The 20,541-nt window shown below is 59.3% G+C and carries 22 protein-coding genes and 1 pseudogene; 13 read left to right on the top strand and 10 right to left on the bottom strand.

The features are described from left to right. Positions 1-313: 313 nt before the first annotated feature. Entirely contained in the window at positions 314-829 is a 516-nt protein-coding gene (locus tag AC1D1Z_RS21565) for a hypothetical protein (protein WP_446947692.1), read from the top strand. A gap of 77 nt (positions 830-906) precedes the next feature. Beyond that, positions 907-1,002, top strand: a pseudogene (locus AC1D1Z_RS21560) (hypothetical protein); the annotation flags it as partial. A 64-nt stretch (positions 1,003-1,066) separates the two neighbouring features. Here the strand turns inward: AC1D1Z_RS21560 and AC1D1Z_RS21555 are convergent. The 4 genes from AC1D1Z_RS21555 to AC1D1Z_RS21540 form a co-directional block, all read right to left on the bottom strand. Next, entirely contained in the window at positions 1,067-2,992 is a 1,926-nt protein-coding gene (locus AC1D1Z_RS21555; RefSeq protein WP_477851654.1) for an adenylate/guanylate cyclase domain-containing protein, read from the bottom strand. 74 nt (positions 2,993-3,066) lie between these two features. After that, positions 3,067-3,249: a hypothetical protein gene (locus tag AC1D1Z_RS21550; protein ID WP_168319644.1), complete on the bottom strand. Its 183-nt coding sequence runs from the start codon at positions 3,247-3,249 to the stop codon at positions 3,067-3,069. A 234-nt stretch (positions 3,250-3,483) separates the two neighbouring features. Beyond that, complete coding sequence (locus tag AC1D1Z_RS21545) at positions 3,484-4,533, bottom strand: LLM class flavin-dependent oxidoreductase (protein ID WP_446947694.1); 1,050 nt, start codon at positions 4,531-4,533, stop codon at positions 3,484-3,486. A gap of 247 nt (positions 4,534-4,780) precedes the next feature. Next, positions 4,781-5,182 (bottom strand): DoxX family protein, encoded by a 402-nt coding sequence (locus AC1D1Z_RS21540; protein WP_168319642.1) that lies wholly within the window; start codon positions 5,180-5,182, stop codon positions 4,781-4,783. 160 nt (positions 5,183-5,342) lie between these two features. On the opposite strand from AC1D1Z_RS21540, the gene AC1D1Z_RS21535 reads away from it, so the two are divergent. Continuing rightward, complete coding sequence (locus AC1D1Z_RS21535; RefSeq protein WP_130715890.1) at positions 5,343-6,251, top strand: LysR family transcriptional regulator; 909 nt, start codon at positions 5,343-5,345, stop codon at positions 6,249-6,251. 204 nt (positions 6,252-6,455) lie between these two features. Here AC1D1Z_RS21535 and AC1D1Z_RS21530 read toward each other — a convergent pair whose 3' ends face one another. The 3 genes from AC1D1Z_RS21530 to AC1D1Z_RS21520 all read right to left on the bottom strand — a co-directional run bounded on the left by AC1D1Z_RS21530 (position 6,456) and on the right by AC1D1Z_RS21520 (position 8,829). After that, positions 6,456-7,256 carry an SMP-30/gluconolactonase/LRE family protein gene (locus tag AC1D1Z_RS21530; RefSeq protein WP_446947695.1) on the bottom strand — a complete coding sequence of 267 codons (801 nt, stop codon included), beginning with the start codon at positions 7,254-7,256 and terminating at the stop codon, positions 6,456-6,458. Between the two features lie 437 nt (positions 7,257-7,693). After that, entirely contained in the window at positions 7,694-7,930 is a 237-nt protein-coding gene (locus AC1D1Z_RS21525) for a hypothetical protein (RefSeq protein WP_446948220.1), read from the bottom strand. A 53-nt stretch (positions 7,931-7,983) separates the two neighbouring features. Continuing rightward, a complete protein-coding gene (locus AC1D1Z_RS21520) occupies positions 7,984-8,829 on the bottom strand; it encodes a hypothetical protein (protein ID WP_477851653.1) in 846 nt (281 codons plus the stop codon). Positions 8,830-9,327: 498 nt separating this feature from the next. Here AC1D1Z_RS21520 and AC1D1Z_RS21515 point away from each other — a divergent pair, with 498 nt between their 5' ends. The 6 genes from AC1D1Z_RS21515 to AC1D1Z_RS21490 all read left to right on the top strand — a co-directional run bounded on the left by AC1D1Z_RS21515 (position 9,328) and on the right by AC1D1Z_RS21490 (position 13,803). Further along, the gene (locus AC1D1Z_RS21515; RefSeq protein ID WP_026188300.1) at positions 9,328-9,642 is read left to right on the top strand and encodes an ArsR/SmtB family transcription factor; all 315 of its coding nucleotides are present in this window, start codon (positions 9,328-9,330) and stop codon (positions 9,640-9,642) included. After that, positions 9,639-9,998: an SRPBCC family protein gene (locus tag AC1D1Z_RS21510; RefSeq protein WP_477851652.1), complete on the top strand. Its 360-nt coding sequence runs from the start codon at positions 9,639-9,641 to the stop codon at positions 9,996-9,998. The genes AC1D1Z_RS21515 and AC1D1Z_RS21510 overlap by 4 nt, the downstream gene beginning before the upstream one ends. A 44-nt stretch (positions 9,999-10,042) precedes the next feature. After that, on the top strand, positions 10,043-10,660 hold the full coding sequence (locus AC1D1Z_RS21505) for an ATP-dependent Clp protease proteolytic subunit (RefSeq protein ID WP_018449585.1): 618 nt from the start codon (positions 10,043-10,045) through the stop codon (positions 10,658-10,660). A gap of 299 nt (positions 10,661-10,959) precedes the next feature. Then, entirely contained in the window at positions 10,960-11,766 is an 807-nt protein-coding gene (locus AC1D1Z_RS21500) for a class I SAM-dependent methyltransferase (protein ID WP_446947697.1), read from the top strand. A 388-nt stretch (positions 11,767-12,154) separates the two neighbouring features. Further along, complete coding sequence (locus AC1D1Z_RS21495; RefSeq protein WP_028734451.1) at positions 12,155-12,898, top strand: SDR family NAD(P)-dependent oxidoreductase; 744 nt, start codon at positions 12,155-12,157, stop codon at positions 12,896-12,898. Next, entirely contained in the window at positions 12,895-13,803 is a 909-nt protein-coding gene (locus AC1D1Z_RS21490) for an RNA polymerase sigma factor (RefSeq protein WP_446947698.1), read from the top strand. The genes AC1D1Z_RS21495 and AC1D1Z_RS21490 overlap by 4 nt, the downstream gene beginning before the upstream one ends. Before the next feature lie 149 nt (positions 13,804-13,952). On the opposite strand, the gene AC1D1Z_RS21485 is transcribed toward AC1D1Z_RS21490, so the two are convergent. Then, complete coding sequence (locus tag AC1D1Z_RS21485) at positions 13,953-15,062, bottom strand: sulfite oxidase (RefSeq protein ID WP_028734449.1); 1,110 nt, start codon at positions 15,060-15,062, stop codon at positions 13,953-13,955. A gap of 218 nt (positions 15,063-15,280) precedes the next feature. Next, the gene (locus AC1D1Z_RS21480; protein ID WP_018449581.1) at positions 15,281-16,177 is read right to left on the bottom strand and encodes a LysR family transcriptional regulator; all 897 of its coding nucleotides are present in this window, start codon (positions 16,175-16,177) and stop codon (positions 15,281-15,283) included. A 134-nt stretch (positions 16,178-16,311) separates the two neighbouring features. Here AC1D1Z_RS21480 and AC1D1Z_RS21475 point away from each other — a divergent pair, with 134 nt between their 5' ends. Continuing rightward, positions 16,312-17,298: an MBL fold metallo-hydrolase gene (locus AC1D1Z_RS21475; protein WP_477851651.1), complete on the top strand. Its 987-nt coding sequence runs from the start codon at positions 16,312-16,314 to the stop codon at positions 17,296-17,298. A 101-nt stretch (positions 17,299-17,399) separates the two neighbouring features. Here the strand turns inward: AC1D1Z_RS21475 and AC1D1Z_RS21470 are convergent, their stop codons facing one another. Next, the gene (locus tag AC1D1Z_RS21470; protein ID WP_446947700.1) at positions 17,400-17,999 is read right to left on the bottom strand and encodes a c-type cytochrome; all 600 of its coding nucleotides are present in this window, start codon (positions 17,997-17,999) and stop codon (positions 17,400-17,402) included. A 198-nt stretch (positions 18,000-18,197) separates the two neighbouring features. Here AC1D1Z_RS21470 and AC1D1Z_RS21465 point away from each other — a divergent pair, with 198 nt between their 5' ends. From AC1D1Z_RS21465 to AC1D1Z_RS21455, 3 genes are all read left to right on the top strand, one after another. Then, positions 18,198-19,121 carry a helix-turn-helix transcriptional regulator gene (locus AC1D1Z_RS21465; RefSeq protein ID WP_477851650.1) on the top strand — a complete coding sequence of 308 codons (924 nt, stop codon included), beginning with the start codon at positions 18,198-18,200 and terminating at the stop codon, positions 19,119-19,121. Positions 19,122-19,322: 201 nt separating this feature from the next. Further along, positions 19,323-20,009: an alpha/beta fold hydrolase gene (locus AC1D1Z_RS21460; protein ID WP_282682797.1), complete on the top strand. Its 687-nt coding sequence runs from the start codon at positions 19,323-19,325 to the stop codon at positions 20,007-20,009. Between the two features lie 215 nt (positions 20,010-20,224). Further along, positions 20,225-20,541, top strand: a 317-nt coding sequence (locus AC1D1Z_RS21455) for an alpha/beta fold hydrolase (protein ID WP_477851649.1), incomplete at its 3' end; no start/stop codon positions are given.

Genomic DNA, 20,541 nt, shown 5'->3' with positions numbered 1-20,541 from the left:
GAGGCAGTAATCTAGCTGATCGGGCTTTGGTCACAACTTACGGATTTGTAAGGTGACGGGTGGGGGAGTGGAGCCTCAGGAAGTCGGGCGAAGAGGTAGGAGGGCGCACGTGTTCCCAGTGGCGCCTGCAACGGGCCGAAAGGTGCCCACGAGCAGGTTTCGAACGCGCTGGGGGCAGGCGTTCTTCTTGGGTTGGAGTCAAACCGATCGCGCGATAGATGGCTTGACAGTGTGATCAGCACAGAGTTAGCGCTTTTGGCCACGCACTATCACCACATGGTCGTTTCGCTTTTTCACATTTGAGGGGCCACGCATGGATGTGCAAGCCGAAGTCGACCTTCCAACTCAGAGACAAGAGCGGGGTTGGGCATCGGCGACGTTGCTTTGTGTTCTGGCATCGCCAGTCTTCCTCGTTCTGAAAACACTCGCTTTTATGTTTGGCCTGAAGCCGTTCCTGTTTTTATTCGGGGCATTCCTCGTCGTCGCTGTCGTGGGGTATCTTCTTGGCCCGGTGTCGGTGGTTTGGAGTGGGTATATAGCGGTGACCGAGGTCATTCTTGGGCTTTCCGAAGACCACAAATACTTCTTATGCTGTTCGTCGAAAGACCGATTTGAAGCAGAAGTTGTTTCGTGGGTGCCAGTTTTGATGTTTCCGGCAGGAATGACGAGCTGCCTACTTCTAGCTCGGTCTATGTTTTGGAAATCCCTCACGCTCCGACAGATGATATTGGTTGTCGCGGCCTCGACTGTTATCGCGCAAGGTCTGTTGTGGTACTACGAATGGCAAGAGGTGATTGTGGAATGTTCGGCCGTTCAGTGTAATTTCTGAAATGATTGCGAATTGACTACGGCGATTAACCTGAAGCTATAGGGGTGGTTTTTGCTACCTAATCCCGAACGAAAAGGGTCAAAGCCGTCATGATCGTTCTGGAAGGCCGGCTTTCGGTCTCGACGGACGGGGGAACGGTCACCGCCGGCCCCGGCGAGATCGTCTACATGCCCATCAGCCCGATCGTTCCCGGATGCCTGAGGCAGCAATCTAGCTGATAGGGCCTTAGTCACAACTTTACGGATTCGTAAGGTGATGGATATCCCCGACAAGCTCCCATAGATCGACCTTCTCGGCGCGCCCCTTGAGCTGCACCAGGCCAAGCGGGCGAAGGTGGAAGCGGTCGGCAACGGCGTCGCGTGTGGCCGCACTCACCAGGATCGAGGTGTTGAAGTCCTTGTTCAGTCCTTCCAGCCGTGAGGCGACATTGATCGTATCGCCCATGGCCGTGTACTGCTGGCGCGAAATCGCGCCAAAACTGCCGACGACCGCCGGGCCGGTGTGCAATCCAAATCGCGTGATGAGCGCGGGACGGCCATTTTGACGATTGGCTTCGTTCAAGTCGTCGACCGCCGCTTTCATGGCAAGCGCGCATCGGCAGCCGTTTTCGGCATGTCCGGCATCGGGAACAGGGGCGTTCCACATGACGAAAATGGAGTCGCCGAGATATTGGACGACGGTCCCGCCATGGCGCTCGGCGATGGTGTTCAACAGTTCGAAATAGGCCGACAGCGTATCGACCACGTCCTCGGGCGAATGCTGCTCGGAGATGGTGGTGAAGTCGCGGATGTCGGTGAACAGCACGGTCACATCCTGCCGCTGCGCCTTGACGGCGGTTCTTCCCTGGGGATCGATGATCCGCCTGACGACTTCGCGCGGAACATAGAGGGCAAACTGGCCGATGGCATGGCGGCTTGCCGCCAGCGCGCTCGCCAGCGTGTTGATCTCCGTAATCCAGGAGTGCGACATGGGCTTCTCGCCGACGTCGAGATCGCCGATCCTGCGCGCCTCGTCCGCCAGGCGATAGAGGGAGCGGCTGACCATGCGCGACAGCATCACCGTTGCAGCGACACCCGCAATCACGAAGGCGCTGGCAATGAGGAGATTGCGCACAAGCAGCCGATTGGCCTCGGCCACCAGGTCCTCCAGCGGCACGACGATTGCGGCCACGCTTCCGTGAAACAGGCCAGACACGCTGACGGGGGCAATCTGCACCAGATGACTTTCACCATCGAAATCGACCCGCGCCAGGCCGCCATTGGCAAAGGCGGGATCCTGCCTGAGCCGGGCCACGGTTGCGAGGCTGGTGTCGAAACCGTTGGCGCTCGCGGCAAAGGCGCCTGCCGTTCTCGACCATAGTCCGATGGTCCTGCTCATGACAGCCGGGTCGGAATGGGCGACGAGATCACCGCCACCATTGATGATGTAGGCTCTTGCTCGCGGCGAAATCTGACCCGCGTCCAGCAGGCGGCTGACGGTCTGCAGGTGAATGTTGATGCCGACCACCACCTGGCCATTGTCCCGCATCGGCGCTGCGATTGTCAGCGTCGGAACCTTGAGCGTGCCGGCGACATAGGGTCCAACGGAAACCGGGATACCGTCCTGAACGACGGATTGATACCACGGGCGTTGCCGCGGATCGAAGGATGCATACTCGACGGTCCTCGTCCCTATCTCAATGGCTTGGCTGTCGAGAAAGCGAAGCGTCGATATGACGTCGGTCGTTTGTCTCTGTGCAATCGTCCTGACCGCGAAAGCCGTGCCTTCAGGCACCGAGAGGGTCTGGCGAACATCCTCCCTTACCGTATTGATGACCTGCAGGTACGAGCCATCGGGGTAGCCCGTGTAGATGCTCGTCGCGTTGGGGACGTTTCGCAGAACTTCCAGAAAGAATTGCTGTTTTGCCTTGATATCCTGGGGCGGCGGGGAAGTAAGCTGCGGCAGCGTCGCGGCCAGTGCGACCGCCTCGGTGCCGCCCTGCAGCGTATTCCGGTATCCCTCGATCAGCCGCAAGCTCATCTCGCGCATCTGCTGCACGCCGGCGCTCACCGCAGCATCGCGTCCATGGCTGAAGGCCATCCAGATGATCGGCGTCGACGTGCAAAGCAGCGATGCGACGACCAGGACGCCGAGATGCAGTCTTAGCGGTTTCGACCAGTGCACGAGATTTTCCTCGGAATGCGGACACGTCTCAGCACACGAAGCTCAACGATGGCAGCTAACCGCTTTTTGAAAACTTACACAAGGTGATGATATCGGTTCTCCGGCGCTTGTGCAGATAAGCTGGCTGCGGCTGCCTCGCGCCCGTTCAGGATTTCCTGCGGCGGGGCGTCGAAAAAGCCATAGCGAGCTTCTGCGGCAAACTCAAAATGGTCGGCATCTCCCTTTGAGCGTCGCCATGAAGCCCGAAAGACCTTCATGACCGGTCGCCGCCACGATAGGCACTCTGTCGGAGGATGCTCGCCGCCCGGCACGCCGGCGCCGTACCGCCGCGGCGTTTCACCATATCGAAGGGAGGGCGGCGGGGCTGAGAACGCCCTTGTCTCAGCTTTCGCCGGGACGAATTGCGCAGGCCGAGGTGAGCTTCTCGGCGTATAGCCGGATCAGTCAAGCGCCTGACCGGTCTTAGCTCATGACGCTCTTTTGCAGCTCGATCAAGCCGATTGGCGCCAGGCCGTTGCTTTACGAACGTTCGGTGCAACTTCAGTGCCAAGCAGCTCGATGGAGCGTCGCATCGCGTCATTATCCAGTGCGGCTGTGCTCATTTGAAAGGTGAACCGCGACACGCCTCCCAAGGCCTTATCGGCGGCGACTATCCGGTCCTCCACCGTTTGTGGACTGCCGACCAGGAACGCGCCGTTCGGGCCGCACATGTGCTCGAATTGCGCCTCTGTCGGCGGCGGCCACCCTCGTTCCTTTCCCGCTTCCGTAAACATCTGAAACCAGCCGGGGAAAAACGCCTCTTTCGCAGCCTTGTCGGTTTCTGCGACAAAGCCGAGAGCATGGACACCGATCTTCTGCTTGTCCGGATCGTGGCCAGCGTCGCGCCAAGCGTCGCGATAGAGTTCCACAAGAGGCCGGAAGCGATCGAAGCTGCCACCGATGATCGCGATCATCAGCGGCAAGCCAAGCGTTCCAGCCCGCGCGAAAGACCCCGGTGTTCCGCCCACGCCGAGCCAGATTGGCAGATCGTGTTGATAGGGACGCGGATAAATTCCCTCGCCCTTCAGCGAGGGGCGGAACCGGCCCTGCCAGTTGACTTTGGGGTTGGCTCTGATCTTGAGCAGAAGCTCGAGCTTCTCGACGAAGAGCGCGTCATAGTCGCGCAAATCGAACCCAAACAAGGGATAGGCATCAACGGACGAACCACGACCGACAACGAGCTCGGCCCGGCCGCGAGATATAAGGTCAAGAGTGGCGAAATCCTGAAAGACTCGGACAGGGTCGGCCGCGCCAAGGACTGTGACTGCGCTTGTCAGCCTGATCGATTTCGTCCGTGCTGCGGCGGCAGCCAGGATTATCGCCGGCGCTGAGTCCAGAGCATTTGCGCGGTGGTGTTCACCCATCCCGAAGACATCCAACCCCACTTGGTCTGCCAGTTCGACCTCGGCGAGGACGCTTGCCATACGATCGGCGGCCGACTGCAACCGGCCGGTGGCAGGGTCAGTCAAAAGCATCGCAAAACTATCGATACCGATTTGCAAGGAGAACTCCTTCCAAGTTTCAATCGCAGTGAACGCTCAGTAGGCGTCCGTCGTGTCGCCGCGTTGTGGCTCCTTCCAGCCCAGCGACTGGCCCATTTGGGTCGTGTGGCAAGATGCCAGACTTAAACACGCAAGGAGTAAAACAGTGAAACGCATCATCAGTGCCTCTGACGAGAGCTAAAACTCATTGCGAGCAAAGTGCGCGCCCCCAATGACGGTGATTCCTAGTGATTGAACCGCCTGGCGTTTAACGCAGGGCATCCAAAATGACAGCGAAGCTGCGACGGTGGAGCCACGCCACTGTGCCGGTTATCGCCAGCAACACTACGGCTGGCAATGGATTGCCGCCGATCAGGAAAAGGTGAGTGAGGACGGCGAACACCATGGTGACAGCGAGCGTCAGAGCGCCGAATGCCGTGCTTGCGGTCACCAGCAGCGCGATCGCGCCGCCGACTTCCACGATGCCCGTCAACACGCGAAACCACTGACCAAAACCCACTTGGTCGAAAATCGCCACCATCATCGGCACCCCGGCAATCTTTGCGCCCCCGGCCGCCAGGAACACGGCAGCAGAAAGAAGGCGCAGAGCCCAGGATGCAACGCGGACGGCTTTACTCTGTGAAATCAGCGGAGAATATGCGGCTGTCATCGGTATCTACTTTCCCTATCTGCCATGGGCAGGACCAAAATAATTGTCTGTTCCCTCTCATCACACGGCGGAAAGCATTGGGAAAGCCGATATTTAATGATGGATACCATCGTGTAATCCGATATTACACCCATATCGGTATTGGTGAAGGGAACAGAGATTGGACGGAATATCGCTCGATCAATTGCGCACTTTTGTGGTGACTGTCGATGAAGGGAGCTTCTCTGCGGCAGGCCGCCGACTGGGGCGGGCCCAGTCGGCCGTCAGCGAACTCATTCGCAGCCTGGAAATTAGACTCGGCGTTGAATTGTTCGATCGTGATGGCCGATATCCTCGATTGACCGGAGCAGGAGATTTGCTGCTCCCAAAAGCCCGCGAGATCATCGCCAAGGTGGACATATTCAAATCCTACGCGAAGGGGATGGCCACCGGGCTGGAAGCAGAGCTGTCCGTCGTCATCGACGTGTTCTTTCCCATCCACATAATCGCCGAGGCAGCAAAGGACTTTCGCGAGCGTTTCCCAACTGTTCCCTTGCGTCTATTCGTGGAGGCGCTGGGTGGTACGGTGGAGCCCATACTTGATCGAAGAGCCAATGTCGGCATCGTTGGCTCTTTGCCGGTCATGCCGTCAGGGATCGCAACCGAGCCTCTCGGCAGTATCCTGTTCAATATCGTTGCTTCCGCAGACCATCCCTTATCATTGATCGAAGGGCCGATTTCCAAGAGCCAACTCGAGCAGCATGTTCAGCTGATCCTCACCGATCGTACGGAGTTATCGGCCGGGCGGGAATTCGGCGTGATGTCTTCGCAGACCTGGCGGCTGGCCGACCTCTTCGCCAAACATACCTTTCTGATCAACGGCCTTGGTTGGGGCGGGATGCCGGAACATGCCGTGAAGACGGATATCGAGGAAGGGCGGCTGGTCTCGCTGATCATCGAGGATTTACCTGCAGGCGGACTTCGACTGCCAGTGTCCATCGCCTATCGATCCGACGATCCGCCAGGCCCCGCAGGACGCTGGTTTATCGGTCGACTAACAGCGTGTTCCAACGACAGCTCCATCAAATAGCCCCACCGTCCATGATGGAACGCGCGAGCTTCCTCCCCGTCCTCGCAGGTAGCAAGGTGGTTTTCGCTTCAACGGCAACCCGTTCCCGATCGTCGACCGGTTCGGCACCGGCTACGTCACCATGGATCAGGTGCGCCAGCACTACGCCGATCCCGGAAAGTTCAACGGGAGTTTTCGCCGTGCTTTTCGAAGCGGGTCGCTGACCTAGCCGTGAGGCCAACCCGCCCCGGCCGTCTCGACCTCGACGGACAACAGCTGGCCAGTTCCGCCCATCTGGTCCATCTTGTCCATCCCGAACCATCTGGCGGCAGTTATGTAGAGGGTGGTTCGATCAGGTCCACCCAGCATGCAGGCGAAGGCGCCGCGATCGAGCTTCACGTCATCGAGGAGCGCGCCGCCTTCACGAACCCTGCAGCAGCAGGCATTGGGTACGTCGGCGTACCAGATCGCCCCTTCAGCGTCGAAGCATATGCCATCGGGCCACCCGGGAAGATCGGCCCAAACCCTTCGATGCGAAAGTCGCCCGTCGGCGGCGACGTCAAACGATGTCAGCCGTTTCGCCCAGCTTTCGGCGCAAACCAGTGTGCGCCCGTCCGCAGAGAGAGCCATTCCGTTCGGAAACTGAAAGCCTTCCGCTTGTGTTTCGACCGTCCCGTCTGGATGTATCAGCAGGATCGCGGGTCCGTTGACGTAGATACGGCCGTGCGGATCGATCACGATCTCGTTCCAGCCATTCGCTCCCAACTCGGCGAACTCTTCCAGTCCGGAGCCGTTGAACCGCAGCAAGTGCGATGCCCCAGACGCGATGACGTACATGTCGCCCTGTGGTCCGAAGTCGAATGACAGGGGCGGGGCTTTCGCGGTTGTCGCCACTCTGACAGTTCCGTGCTCGCTCAAGGCGAGAATTTCGCCGCTTGTCCAATCCGCGAACCACAGCTCGCCGTCATGCCATCGTGGGCATTCGACCAGCCCCCGGTCTTCCAACCGAACCCTTGTCCTGTTCATTTCGCCCTCCTGTCGTTCTGCGCCCTGGCCCGTCGAATGGAGCCACTTGGTAAAGACGAGTAGGCAAAGCCGATACCGACACTTGTCTTGCGAAAAGGGCACGGCCGTATCCTGTACCAGCGGCGTTGACGTCCGGACAACGCCTGGATCAACCGCGAAAGTGAGGCTGACGTGGCACGCCTGTTCGCACCCGGAGGAAGACTATCCCCACGGGCGGGACACCGACCCGCGACTGGTTATGTGTAAAAAGTGCCACAAACCTTACCGGTATGCGGCGTCCTGGATAGGGCGCAGCGGCGGAACGCGACATGCAGAAGTCAAGGGCGGTTACACCAGACGCCCGCCGACCCTGTCGACCAACCGCGCTCGTGCAGGCTGTAGCAGCAGGCGACTTCGCCCTCCTTGCGACGTGCAAGGAAGGTTGAAACTTAGGCCGGTTAGGCGGTCCGCCGATTCCGGTAGCGCTCCTGCGCGATCTGCTCAGGGGCGTATGGATCGAGCGTATCGTCAAATCGGGTCCGTCCCTGCTCGTCATAGGCACGCCGACGTTCGACCGGGTCGACCCAGTTTAAACCCTGGAGAATTGCCTGCGCCTCGTAGGCGAAAGCTGTCGGTCCGCCTTCAGCCCTAAGCGGATTTTTTTCGTTGTCGAAGGATAAGGCTGCTTTGCGCATCAAATCGGACGTTCGTCAGTTCTCGATGAGATCCCGAAAGCTGACACTATTGACTAAGCGAAACGTTTCATTCGCTCGATATGCCCTCGAAGCCTGCCAATTTCGTCCAACGCTCCAACCTGACCGAGCGCCCAGGCGTATATTGAAAGGAAATCCAGATTTTCAGATTGTAAGTCGAAAAGATTTCTCAGGTTCGGCACGAGCCTCTTTTGTTTTTGACGTCCAACAGCATGCGTAAATTCGCGGGGAAAATTTGTCGCCAACATCAAGGCCCTAGGCTCGTCGTCCATCAATACGGCTTCGACTAGACGCATTCGCCAATACTCATCTTCGAACAGCGGCAAGACCTGCCTAATATCCAAGGCCCTCGTGGCCGATGGGTTTCGGGCTATCAACTCTAGTGCCGTTTGATCACCCGTATTTTCGAAAACCTCGAGTAAACGCGAGCCAGCCTTCTCATCGATTCCTGTTTTGMGAAGAATCGCGTAGGCTGTTTCTCTCCTGAATTTTCTCTTGTGCTCAAGCCAAGGATCGGCAACCGGCCATGCAGCTTCTGCAGGAAGCCGTGACAAAATCCGCATAATCRCTCTGTCGTAGGTTGGTTTGCGGCGACTGGGTAATCCATCGACGGTCTCTGCCAATCGCCGAACAGACTCCGCAAGGGAATACGCTTGGTTGAGTGAAGGATCATATTCACATACACGAAAGACGATTTCCGCAGAGTTGATAATGTCCGGCAGGCGTTCGATGCAGTTCAACAACTCATCGAATGGTAGCGATCGTACTTCTGCCAGAGAAAGCGTTCGATCAATCTCCTCAATTAGCATTTGGCGATGCAGAGCGATAAGCTCTGGATCATCTGCAAGTTTAGAGGGAATTGAGAATCGGGGCATGACCATAGAATAGCGTATTCTTAGAATTCAGTCTTTTTACGAATACTCGGGCCCATTTGGCTGCACTCAACTGAGTGCAGACGGTCCGCTCTCGGCCCCAAATCGGTCATTCCTTCACGCGGGCTAACGACTGCTCCCGGCGCTGTGCGGACATGCCCTTGGACTGGCCACTCTCATTTACGGAATTGCATGCAAGCCTACTATTGCGCCAGATCGCTCTGCAGCCCCGCACCCCTTCCCACAAGCTGGCATTCGCGCTTGATCCCCCCACGCGGGAGGCATGGAGCTCGCTGTGAGACAAGATTAAACGAACCGGCACCCCATGGGTCCGATCCGGGGGCCAAGCCCTTGTCTGCGCACTGTTTAGGACGGCACCGTCATCCGGGCATCGTGGTGCCGTCGGCTGCTGCAAGCCCGGCAGGCGCCGCGTTTCCGGCGGCACTTTAAGCTGGAAATGGGCGGAGACGCCTTGCGGATCGCATAAGTATGTGCTTATGTGTTGGCATGATAGAGAACGACATCTTCAAGGCTTTGGCTGATCCCACCCGCTGCGCGATCTTTGAGAAGCTGGCGACCGGAAGCATGAATGCCAGCGCTTTGCGCGATGGCATGAAGATCAGTCAGCCTGCCATGTCCCAACACCTTTCGGTTCTGCGGAGCGCGAGACTGGTGCGGGAGGAACGACAGGGGCGCTTTGTGAACTACGAGGTCGATCCAGAAGGCTTGGCACTCATTGCCGGATGGCTGGCGAAGTATCGCGCCTACTGGCCCGCGCGCATCGACGCCCTCAAAGCTCTGCTGAAGGATATGGATCAATGAACGAGAGCAAGACCGACGATCACGACAGGGGCATCGAGCTTGAGTACGAAATCGACGAGCCGCCGCACAAGGTCTGGCGCGCGATAAGCATTCCGGAGTTCCGAGAGAACTGGCTGCCGAAAGAGGCATTGGCCGATCCGGAGGCTGCGTCTCTGACGCCGGGGCAAGAGGTCCGCTACCGGATGCGCGAAAGCGAACCGCCGTTCCTTGAAAGTGTGGTCATCTTTCGGATTACCCCCAACGACACCGGCGGAACCAAGCTGCGGATCATTCACCAGCTTGCGGACGTCAGCTTCGATCGGATGACCGACACCGCCGCAAACAATAATAGCCTGCCCCTCATGCTCGCCGCCTGACGCGGCGAGCTTCCCTTTAAATTCTGGAAGATTGGAGTTCGCCGATGCGCGAAGCGATGCAACTCGTCCCTATGGTGGTAGAGCAATCAAGCAGAGGGGAGCGATCTTTCGACATCTATTCCCGCCTGCTTCGTGAAAGGATCATCTTTTTGAATGGCGAAGTGAACGACACCGTGTCTGCGCTGGTCTGCGCACAATTGTTGTTCCTCGAAGCGGAAAACCCCAAGAAGCCAATCAGCCTCTATATCAATTCCCCCGGCGGCATGGTGACGAGCGGCCTCGCCATGTATGACACCATGCGTTACATCCGCGCTCCGGTGCATACGCTTTGCATGGGGACAGCCCGCTCGATGGGATCGTTCCTGCTGATGGCGGGTGAACCCGGACAGCGGGCAACACTGCCCAATGCAAGCATCCTCGTCCATCAGCCATCCGGTGGCTTTCAGGGACAGGCATCGGACATGCTCATCCATGCCGAGGAAATCAGGCGGACCAAGGACCGGATGACGCGCCTCTATGCCGAGCATTGCGGACGCACCTATGAGGAATTCGAACGTGCGATGGACCGCGACCGTTTCATGACCGCAGAGGAAGCTCTGGAATGGGGTTTGGTCGACCGCATCCTACAGGTCCGGGAAGAAAATCTGGACGCAACGGCATAAGCGTAGCCACGGATTGAAATGGTCCGTTCATGCGTCGATTGGTTGGAAGAACGCTTGAGAGCAAACCTCCCGGAAGCAGCCTCCTCGGCTCTCGCATTCCGCTATCCACGGGTTCACCGCCCTGAAGGGCGATCCAGACGATCCGGCTGTCCATCAATCTCAGCATCGCGCCGGCTGTGTCATGTTTTCTTGAGAAGCGTTAACAAGGTTTCGCTGGATTACCCGGTGTGACGGCAATACGCGCGACGACCGAATGGCCGTGTTACCGTCCATTCTTGATCGAGAGAGGATGGCAAACCATGGAAGCCGCAGAACTGCGATATAATTGGGCTGATCCCGACGTCTACGAGACATTCATAGGGCGCTGGAGCGAACATCTGGCAAGCCCATTTCTCGCCTGTGCTAATATTGCTCCGGGCAGTCGCGTGCTCGATGTAGCATGTGGGACAGGTGTGTTGTCGAAAGCTCTCGCCGAGGCGGGAGCGCATGTGATCGGTGTTGACGCATCTGAGGGATACCTGGAAGGAGCCCGCCGTCGACGATCCCACCCCAATATCGCCTATGAACACGGCGATGTCCGGCACATGCGGTTCGACACTGACTTTTTCGATGCGGCCGTTTCCACGCTGGCCCTGGACGTTATCCCGGAAATTGAACAGGTCGTTGCCGAGATGAAGCGCGTGACCCGTCCAGGTGGCGTGGTCGCGTCCGCCGTTACTCAGTTCTTGGGTGGCATGCCCGCCTTCGATCTCGTCATTAACACCGGCGCCGTGCTTGAGACCGACTTCGCCAGGCTGAGATCTATGCGGGCGGGGCGCCAGCTCTTCTGGCCTGATGGTCAGGCGACGTTGTGGCGGAAGATCGGACTCGTCGACGTGACGGAGATTCCCGTTGTCGTGGATTGTGAGTATGCGTCCTTCGCGGATTATTGGGCTACGTTCACCGACGGCCCAGGCAGCACCACAAGCACATTGATGGCACTTTCGGACGACGCCCGCGGTTCGATCGAACAGCATGTTCGTGCCGGGTATCTGGTTGGCTTGCCCGATGGACCCCGATCATTTCCCATGATGTTCCGTGTGGTGCGTGGCTTGGTCCCAGCCTGATCCTGGCGAATATGGAATGGACCTGCGAGGGCCGGTGTGGCCGTTCTCAGACCTTAACCCCGCGGGTTGATCATCAGTTGTCGTTCCTCGGCAGCCAAAAGCTGCTAGGCCGTCTGCGGGGGATCAAGCGCGAATGCCAGCTTGTGGGAAGGCGTGCGGGGCTGCAGAGCGATCTGGCGCAACAGTAGGCTTGCATGCAATTCCGTAAATGAGAGTGGCCAGTCCAAGGGCATGTGTCCGCACCGCGCCGGGAGCAGTCGTTGGCCCCGCGTGAAGGAATGACCGATTTGGGGCCGTTGGCGATGGCGATGACTCTTTTCACCTCGTTGGAACGTCGTTGTTGTGACCGTCGTCGAGCGGTCGGACCCGCGCAAATGAGGACTGAGAGATGGATCTGGAAGGAAAGCGAATCGTGGTTGTCGGCGGGAGCCGCGGCTTGGGGAGGGGGCTCGCCGAGGCATTTGCGGTTCGCGCGGCCGAAGTCACAGTGGTCGCCCGAAACGCGGCTGCCGTGCAGGGGCCAGGCGAGCAACCGGCCGTCACCGCCATATCGGCTGATGCCACCGATGTCGACGCGGCATGGCGGATCATGGAGCAGACGCGACCCGATCTCGTCATCATGAACGCCGGTGCGGAACCGCCCATGGAACGGATCGACCGGATTGGCTGGGAGGCATTCACGACCAACTGGAATGTGGACGTCAAGGCCGCGCTGCACTGGGTACAGGCTGCTCTGACGTTGCCGATGACGCCGGGCGGGCTTGTCGTCCTGGTCTCCAGCGGAGCCGCCGTGCAGGGGTCGCCGCTATCGGGCGGTTATGCGGGAGCCAAGCGCGCGCAGTGGTTCATTGCAAAATATGCCGAGGGCCTATCGGCGGAACTCGGCCTGGGTCTGCGCTTCCGGGTCATCGTTCCCCGGCAGATGTTCGCAGGAACCGGTGTGGGTGATACCGGCATCGCGGCCTATGCCGCGGCGGCGGGTCGGACATTTGCCGAACATGCCGCCACCTGGCCGGACATGACGCCGCGGGATTTTGGCGATATGGTCGCCGACCTGATCGGCAGGACGGGCCTCGCCGGGGCCATGGTCTACGCGGTGCGTGGGGATACGGGTGTGACGGTCATCGAATGACAGAAGACGCTGCTCTCGAAGACGAAGAGAGGAAAACTCTGCTCGCAGCGCTCGCCGGGGAAGCGGACGCGCTTCGCCCCGAACTGCACCGCTATGCTGCTCGTCTGGTGGGTTCGGTGATCGACGGCGAGGATGTGATCCAGGACGCATTTGCCAGGGTATTTGCGACGGCTGGCTCGATCCCGCCGGGCACGCCGCTGCGACCCTGGCTATTTCGCATTGTCCACAATCGAGCCATAGATGCCCTGCGCCAGCGCAGTACGCTCCGATCGGAGCCCCTTGAGATGGCTTTCGATCTGGCCGATATCAGCGCCGTCGGTCCGGAGGACGCGCTGATCCGGCAGGACGCGGTGCGGGTCGCCCTGGGCCACTTTGCAGAATTGCCGGTGCCGCAACGCAGCGCGGTGATCCTCAAGGATGTGTTGGGAGAGTCACTTGCGGACATCGCAGCGCTGCTGGAACTGAGTGTCGATGCCGTCAAGGCCCATCTGTCGCGCGGTCGGGCGAGATTGCGCGCCATCTCCGACGTGCGGTCCGAGGTTCCGCCACCGCCGAGTCCCGAGGTCCTGAACTTTGCAGCGCTCTTCAAAGCCCGAGACTGGGACGCGTTGCGTCGCATGCTGGCCGAGGATGTTCGGCTTCGTCAGGCGCGACGGCCGGAAATCTCTGGTGCGGCCGATGTCGGCCGATTTTTCACCTTTTATGCCGAATATCCACCGGTCAGGATCGAACCTGCTTGGCTGGAAGGCCGGGAAATATTGCTGGTATCAGCCGAACCGCCGGGCGGTCCTTCCTATTTCATGCTGCTCGAATGGCGGGAGCAAAAGATAAGCCTGATCCGCGACCATCGCTATGCGACCTATGTCATGGATGGTGCTGATGTCATGCTGGCCGCATCGCGATGACTGGTTTGGGCCCAATAGCCGCCATGGCCGGATTGCGCCTGATAATGGTCATCGAGCCACCCGTCGCTGTTGCTGCAAAGCGGACATGACGCAGTGACAACGCGGGTCGCAGTTGCGCCAAAAGCCGCCATTCCGCCCCATGCGGGTGATTAGATCACGAATTCCTCCTCGTACGTCTGTGGCTTGGAAACGACCGTAACCTCCACCGGAATGATCCAATTGGCCGCGTAGCTCTCGCAGTCGGAACGCTGGAGGTCGGGCTGCACGCATCCAGCCCCATCGATCGCGCGACATCGCAGTGTATATCGCCCCACTTCTTCAGGGGTCCACATGTACTCCCACAAGCGCCATGCAAAGGGACGTTCTGTTTCGAGGAGCCTTCCCTCGCGCCAGCCCTTGCCATCTCCGGTGCAGACCTGCACCTGCCGGATAGCAGCCTCTCCGCTCCAGGCGGCTCCGAAAATCCGGTACGGTTGGCCGGCGATGAGCTGCGCCCCCTGTACCGGACGCGCGATCTGCGCTTTGACCTCCATCTCCGCAAGGGGGACCAGCGTCGGTTCCCCGAGGCTGCGCTCCCAACGGAAATAGTCGCGCGCCTGCCAGTAGCCAAGGAATGGTTGCTCCACAACCGTGATATCAGTGATCCACTTGACCCAAGCCATGCCGAACCAGCCACCCACGACCGCGCGTAGCGGGTAGCCGTGATCGCGCGTCAACGGCTCCTCGTTCATCGAATAGGCAAGGATCGTGCTGTCAGCCATGGCCTTCTCAAGCGGTAGACTGCGCGCAAAAGCGATGGGGCCGGGAGAAGCTGTTTTCTTGTTCGTGTCGACGACGCCGCTGTCGGCGCCTGCGAGCAGAACCTCACATGCGGTTCGCTTAACGCCCGCCATTTCCAAAATGTCGCGCAGAAGAACACCTGTCCACGCGGCATTGCCGACGGCTCCGTTCTGCCACTGCAATCCCTCCCTCGGCGGCTCATAGTAGACGCGCCCGTTCCCTGCACACTCGACGACGGCGGTGAAAGTCGTGCTCCGCATCGCCTTGATGCTGTCGAGGTCAAGTTCGATCGGCCGCTCCACCGCCCCGCCAACGCGCAATCTCCAGTCTCGCGCATCGAGGTCCGGCGACGGGAAATGGTTTCGCACGAAGAACAGCTCGGTCGGGATCAGCCAATCGGAGAGCGACGCAAACGGAAACTCGATATTCTGTGGGGATTTCTGTCGAACGATTAGACTGGGTTGCTCTGGTGTCGGCATCGTCCTCATCTCCCCTTTCAAGACACAACGTCGGCTCTCGGTCGCGCCAATTCCGGTGCGATCACACCGCCCCTCGCTGTGCGTCCGTCGCATTCCGCCTTCGGGCCGCATCCTAGCACATATCGCACGTTCGTCGGATCGACCTCGAGCGGCAGAGGACGATCGACTCCCAGTGAGCCTGACCGCCATTAACGGAGACGCGTCTGATAGGCGGGACGCTAGGTTGCCATCCGCGCGCGCAGGCGGGGGCCGATCCAGTCAAGGAAGGACCGCACCTTCAGCGACAGCGGATCGGCTGGTCCGTGAATAACATTTACCGGCAGCGGCTCCGGTGCGAACTCCGCCAACAATTCCCGCAGAGCGCCAGAGCGCAAATGGTCGTTGATCTGGTAAGAAAGCACGCGAATAATGCCGATACCGGCCAGCGCAGCCTGAATGGCAGCCTCTGTCGTGTTGACCGCGAGTTTGAGGCGCGGCTCGACGGCGAAGGCCGCGCCGTCCCGGCGGTATCGCCATTCCGGGGCGGTCGCGAAGCCCTGGAAGCTTATGCCATCATGCGGGGCGAGGTCTTCCGGCTGACGCGGCACTCCTCGGCGGGCGAGATAGTCGGGGCTCGCGCAGATCACCCGGCGGACGGCGCCAACCCGTGTTGCGATAATCGCGCTGTCCGGCAGGTGCCCGATCCGTAGGGCTACATCGACGTGCTCATCCCTCAGGCTTAGCTGCCGATCAGTCAGGGTCAGCCGCAGGTTGATATCGGGTTGCTCCTTCAGGAATTCGAGCGCAATTGGCAGCAGATGGCGCTCGCCGAAGGCAATCGGCGCGGTCACGTGCAGCCCGCCACGCAGCGCTCCATAATCGCCGCTGGCCTGCCGCTCCGCCGCGTCCAGTTCCTCGAGAATACGACGTGACGCGGCGACGAAGGCGCGCCCCTCCTCCGTCAAGGCGAGGCCGCGGCGGGTGCGCACGACCAGGCGAACGCCAAGATGCTTTTCAAGATCGGCCACTTTCCGGCTGACCGTGGCCAGCGGCGCATTCAGCCGCCGTGCCCCGGCAGAAAGACTGCCGGCGTCGACCACCGCCAATAGCACCGCCATCGCGTCAAAACGATCCATCGAAGCCTTCCATAAAATGAGAAGAATGTTTCCACATTGCCAAGATACCCCGTTGATTGTGGATGTCATAGCATTCGCGTCGTCAAGGGGCTCGACGTAGCTCCCATCGTGCTACTGATCCGGAGAAAGATGTCATGCCTCAACTTTCACGTCGCGCCTTCGCTGGCGCCTTGCCTCTCGGCCTCATCGGGGGAAGCCTCCTCGGTGGAGGGCTGCTCGGCGACTCCGCCGCCCGTGCGGCGACGCAGGAAGCTGCCGGGGCGCCTGTTGCGATGAATCCGTTCGCACAGATCCGCATCGGTCGGTTCACCGTGACGGCACTGACGGATGGCTATGCCGATATGCCCTATGACTACTTTCCGGGGCGCTCAGCGCCCGAGGTCGAGAGGGCGGCAAGCGCACAGTTTACCGCCCGGCCGAGTGGGGTTCGGTTCCTCTTCAACCAATATCTCGTCGAGGATGGCGAGCGCCGCATCCTGATCGATGCCGGTGCGGCAGGTTCGATCGGGCAGACCGGACAGTTACCACAGGCACTCGCCGCGCTCGGTCTGAAGTCCGACAAGATCGACGCGGTCATCGTGACGCATATGCACCAAGACCACATGGGTGGGCTGGTTCTGGGAGGTAAGAACAACTACCCCGAAGCCGAGCTTTATATCGATCGTCGCGACATCGCTCACTGGACCGATCCGGCCAAGCGCAGCGGCGCGCCTGAATACCTGCAGACGAGCTTCAGGATGGCGGAGGAGGTCGTGCGGCTATATCCGAGGCTCCAAGCGATCGACGGAGAGCGCGAGATCATGCGGGGCGTTTCGATCGTCGACTTAACCGGCCACACACCCGGCCATATCGGCGTGCGGGTGGAAGATGGCGGGAAGAGCATGATCATGGTTTCGGATATGATTTTTCCGGTCGTGCATCCGGCCGCGACCGATGTGTTCTTCCTGTTTGAGCAGGACCGTGCCGCTGCGAAAGCCATGCGTGATCGCTTCTTTCCGCGTGCCGCGTCGGAAGGCGCACTCATCGCCGCCACGCACATGCCGTTCCCTGGGCTCGGTCGTGTCGTTGCTGATCATGGGGAGATGCGTTGGCAGGTCGCAGACTGGGCCTTGCAGGACTGATGGCTGCTCTCGGTGATCTTAAGGGTATGAATGCCAAGCAGATCCCAACTGCAATCGCGCCGGCGGCCCTGTTCGGTGGATCGCCGACGCCGAACTGATCGTCAGAGGCCGGCAAGATAGTGAGCCATGGCAGCGATGTCGTCGGCCGAAGAATTGCGCACCAAGGCCGTCATGCGGGGCACGTTCGGGCGCTTGTTATCGCGAAAGTCGGAGAGGGTTTTGATCAGGTAGTCCAGCTTCTGATTTGCGACGCGCGGAGTGTTGGCGTATCCGACGAAACCCTCCCGGTGGCACGAGGTGCACTTCTTCCCGGCGTCGAGCGCTTGGAAGCGGGTAATGCTCGCTGCGTCGGCCGGCTCGCGGTAGGCGGGCCAGGGCAGTGCGGAGAAGTAGGCCGCAAGCGCCTTCATGTCGTCGTCGGAAAGATTCTTCGCGATCCGGCCCATGAGGTCGTCGGTGCGCGCTCCATTGCGATATTCCTGCAAAGCTATCAGCAAAGAGGACTCGTGCTGGCCGGCGATGATCGGCGTGTTCTTAACAGTCGGCAGACCTTTCTTACCGTGACACATCTGGCAAAGCTTGGCCTTGTGGGAGATTGCCGCCGGCGGTGGCGCAGCATTGTTCTGCGCTCCAGCCGGCGGCGGACCGAGGGCCACGAGAGCGGCGATGACGAACGGAGCGAGCGCATTGCTGCAGGGCATGCGAGGCCTCCAGATCGGGGCTTAAGCTGAAGTGTGATGCTGATCTTATCAGGAGATGCAACCATTGGCGAACGGACCCCGCCGCCTCCATCCGCCTATGGCTGCGTTTTTATGAGTTCACGCCCTAGTTGACTTGGAGTCTTGCGGCATTTGCTGCATAAGTCCGGGAAATTCTGGCCTAAATACGGAGCTAAAGAGATGAAGGTTCAGGGCCAGAGTGAGCTGTCTGGTATCGGTGAAATCCGAGCCCAGCTCGGCGGCTGGCCCATATCGACGGCAGGCATGTCGTCTACCTCTCGCGGCCTGCACTTTGATGTGAGAGACGGGAGCCACGGCGTCGAACTGGTTGTGCCTGGCTGTGATCATCATGCAGTGTTAGTGGCGCTGGGATCATCAAGGCAATTCCGCTTTCAAACGCACATAGCGTCCCGCGAGGTATCTTGCAGAGCAGGGGATCTGATTGTCGTCCCGGCCGGTAGCCCAGCACGGCTTGGAGGCGCTATCCCGCCAATGCTTCGGATCGGTATCGACCCAGGCCAACTCAGCGATGGCTCTCGGTTACGTGAGCCCCTCCGAGGCAGGGATGATCAGACGGGCTCTATCCTTCACGCCAACGATTTGTTTGCACTGTACATCGGCGGCGCGATCCTCGAGGAGATGCGCAAGCCGGATTTTCAATGGCGGATGCCTCTGTTACGTCACCTTGCTGAAGCGCTGACCGTGCATTTCGTTACAATGTATGGTGTTTACACAGTCTCCGATCACACCGGCGAAATCAGCGACAGGGAAGCCATCCGAGGGGTAATCGAGCATCTTGGGCGGACAACGCACGACTTTCCTGACCTCTCCTCGCTCGCGAAGCGGACCGGTCTCAGCCGCTTTCACTTCATCCGGGTTTTTAAAGCTGAGATTGGCATGACGCCTGCGCGATACGTGGAGCAATGCAGAATTGAGCAAGCGAAGTCATTGATCGAGACAGCCGAAATATCGTTGGCCGATATTGCCGATAAGCTTGGGTTTGTCGATCAAAGCCACCTGACCCGCCGTTTCAAAAAGGTCGTCGGTAGCACCCCTGCTGCATACGCACGCGCACAGGGCCGCCGGCATTTGTCAGAGATCTGACAATAATGTACAAAGTAAGCAATAAGCTACCATTAGAGTCAGATAACTTCGACACTTATCAAGCCGAAAATCAGATTTTTCGTCTCATTGGCCTGTCTTAAGCAATAACATCCCAGATATAGCAATAAAATGCCATGACCTAATCTCCAAGGTAGTTCATATGTATTGCCAACAGACGACATCAGCGCAGGAGGTGTGGCCGTGAATATTATAAACGTTATTCTTGTACACGGATATTTCCTCGACGGTAATGCTTGGAATAAAGTTATACCGTTACTGTCAGAGCGAAGCATTGATGCAATCGCCGTTCAGCTTTCATTGACCTCGTTCTCTGAGGACGTGGCAATTGTTCATCGCGCCATTGAAATGCAGGACGGTCCGGTCATCCTCGTGGGACAGTCTTATGGTGGCGCGGTCATTACCGAGGCGGGCAACCATAGCCGAGTTGCGGGCCTCGTCTACATCGCCGGCGCTGCGCCAGACAGTGGCCAGTCCGTCGACGACTGGTGGAGCGGTTATGCGACTGCGGCTGTTGTGAATGAACTGAGGCCCTGGGGCGACGCGCATGTTACGCTCACCCGCGACGGGGTGCGCAAATACCTGGGCCAGGATCTTCCGACCGAAGAAGCCGATATCGTCTACGCCACTCAGGGACCGCTTGGAACACGCAGTAAATTAGAGAAGATCTCCAAAAGCGCGTGGCACACCAAGCCTTCTTGGTACATGGTCACAACGCTCGACCACACGATGCCGCCCGCGGTACAGCAGGACTCCGCCGAACGTATGGGTGCCGAGATCATGGTTGTTCAGGCAAGCCACTTGCCTATGCTTTCACAACCGAAAGTCGTTGCCGAGTTCATCGCCAACGCCGCCGCGTCTTTTGACTGATAATTCGGTCCCAAGCCGAAGCATCATTCAAAACAACATATTCCGGAACGACCTCGCCACAACGGCGAAACGACGACCCATTCTTTAGCGGACTGTGTCTGTTCGACCAAGTTCGACCTGGCGCACATCGCCTGGTCACAAAAGCTTCGAAAGAAGCCGTTGGCTCGCTTGCCCCCCAACGGAATTATTTGCCCAACCCAAGAAGGAACAGGATAATGTCTACATCATCGATACCCACCATCGTTTTTTGCCACGGCATTTGGGCCGACGGCTCATGCTTCAGCAAAGTAATCCCTGCGCTGCAGGCGGACGGGCACGAAGTCATCGCCGTCCAGTACGGCCTGGACTCCTACGAGGAGGACGTGGCTACGGTTAAGCGGACGCTCAATCGTGTCGGCAGCCCCGTCATCCTCGTTGGGCATTCCTACGGTGGCGCAACGATCACGGCCGCCGGCATCGACGAGCGTGTCATTGGTCTGGTTTACATCGCCGCGGTCGCCCCGGATGTCGGCGAGACCGTGCAGGATCAGCT

The sequence above is a fragment of the Rhizobium sp. P1_E1 genome (genome assembly GCF_056406015.1).
Note: the sequence above shows the minus strand (reverse complement) of the source record. Positions and strands in the feature narration are given on the sequence as shown.